The sequence below is a fragment of the Mesorhizobium sp. M4A.F.Ca.ET.050.02.1.1 genome, from assembly GCF_003997725.1.
Taxonomy (GTDB): domain Bacteria; phylum Pseudomonadota; class Alphaproteobacteria; order Rhizobiales; family Rhizobiaceae; genus Mesorhizobium.
Genome location: NZ_RZSG01000960.1, coordinates 1 through 2,038 on the forward strand (window position 1 = coordinate 1; position 2,038 = coordinate 2,038).

Below are 2,038 nucleotides of genomic sequence, written 5' to 3' on the forward strand. Positions count from 1 at the left end.
CGCACGGCGATGAATTTGGTACCGGCGCGGCGTCCGCCCTGCCCGACAGCCTGCGTTTCGTGGAGTGAGCTCACGATCTGCTCGGCCGCTCTCTTGGTGATGCCGAGCACCGAGGTCGGGTCCACCGCCTTGTCGCTCGAGATCAAAAGGAACTGCGGGACCCCGCATTTGGCGGCAACCTCGGCGCAGGCGAGCGTGCCGAAAATATTGGTCTGGATCGCGGATTCCCAGTTCTCCTCAAGCAGGGGCACGTGCTTCAGCGCCGCTGCATGGAAGATGATGGACGGCATGAATTCGCTGACGACGCGCGTCATCTGGCGCCGGTCGGTGACGTCGACGATGCGGCTCTTCAGTCGATCGTGGTCCTTTTCGCCGATGGACTGGTCGAGTTGGAAGATGCCGAATTCCGAAATGTCGGCGACCAGAACGGCCTCCGCGCCGAGTTCCAGCGAGCGCTTGACCAGGATGCGGCCGATGGAGCCGGCGCCCCCGGTGACGAGCACGCGTTTGCCGCTGACGAAGGCGCCGATGCGTTCGATGTCGGGCGGCACGGTCGAGCGACGCAGGATGGTTTCCATCTCGACGGCGTCGAGCACAAGCTTGCCGCCTTGCCCAAGTTCCGAGAAGCCCGAGAATTGGACGACGGCGATGCCGCTGTGGCGGGCGACGCGAACAAGCTCCGAATACTCCTCGATCTCGCGTTCGGCGCCATTGCCAAAGATAAGCAGGTCGATATTTTCCGTGCCCCTGGCGTATTCCTCGAGCACTTCGACCAGCCGCGGGCGGGCGGCCACTACCGGAACGCCCTGGATCTGCGTGCCCAGTGACGCTCCACCCTCGATCGCCATGATGCCGGCGATGGCATATTCGGTAGGCTGCGCGGTGCGCGTGAAACGGATGATCACGTCGACCTCGCTCAACCTGCCGATGAACAGCGCCTGCTTGATCCGCGCGTCCCCTCCGTCATTCCTGCGACCGAGGATGCGCCAACTCGCGCCGTCGCGCAGGAACCGGTAGTAGAGCCTGGGCGCGGAAATGATGGTGAAGGAGACGAGGAAAAAGACGATGAACTGACGCTCGTTGAGGCCGGTGACGGGCTGGAAGGAGCGGAAGGCGAGCGAGGACAAATAGAGGACTACCGTCAGGATTCCGCAGCCCTTGAGGATGTTGAAGAAATCGGGTGTCGAGGCGAATCGCCAAACGGTGTTGTAAAGGCCGCAGTATCTGAACAGCAGATGGGCAATCAGCACGATGACCGCCCAGCAGGCCAGCCCGCCATAGGAGAACGCGTCGAACGACAGCTTCGACTGTGACAAAACCAGGCTGAGCGCCACCGCGATCAGGACCATGATGATGTCCTGAAGCATGATGATAGCACGCCGCATCTTCGGCCGAAGTCCGGACACAGCTTCTACATAGGATGTCATTGGGTAGTACTGAACTCCAGGCACGAAGACATGGCCACTAGACTGGCGCCGGACAGATCATCATCCTGCGCCGATCCAGAGCGCCATTCCCCAGCCCCTTCACCCCGTTATCGCATAGCGTGGAGTTGAGATCATCGCCATATATTTTTTTGGAAGCACGCAGGATTGAATGCCTGCATACTTCCCGTCGGCGACTTGATCTGCTTGCGCGGACTCCGCCGGACTGGACAGTTGGGGGCGCAACATTAGAGTTCGCTACCGCAGGCCCGGGCCGGCGACGGATCCACCGGCATCGCCTTTTCCCTGTCCCAGCAAACGAGACACCACCCTTTGTGCGGACAGCCGCCAGTCCGGCGCCTGCCAGGCGAAGGTGCTCCCGAACCTCGCCGTTGACAGGCGCGAATTTTGGGGGCGTCGAGCCTTGGTCGGATAGTCGCCGGTGGCGATGTCGCGCACTCGCGCGTGCGGCCCGCCGTGCGCGCGGCTCATCTCCAGGATCTGGCGGGCAAAACCGCTCCAGTTGGCCTCGCCGGCTCCCGTCAGATGGTAAATGCCAAAGTCATCAAAATCCCTGTCGCGATCGAGCCTTGCCGCCGCGTGCAGGATAGCGG

Annotated in this window: 2 protein-coding genes; both read right to left on the minus strand. The window is 62.2% G+C overall.

All coding sequences use genetic code 11. The features are described 5' to 3' along the window. The coding region (locus EOA33_RS33655) for an SDR family NAD(P)-dependent oxidoreductase (protein ID WP_145989455.1) at nucleotides 1–1,385 on the minus strand (1,385 nt) is incomplete at its 3' end. A 297-nt stretch (nucleotides 1,386–1,682) separates the two neighbouring features. Next, on the minus strand, nucleotides 1,683–2,038 hold a 356-nt coding region (locus tag EOA33_RS33660), incomplete at its 5' end, for a sugar nucleotide-binding protein (protein WP_145989456.1).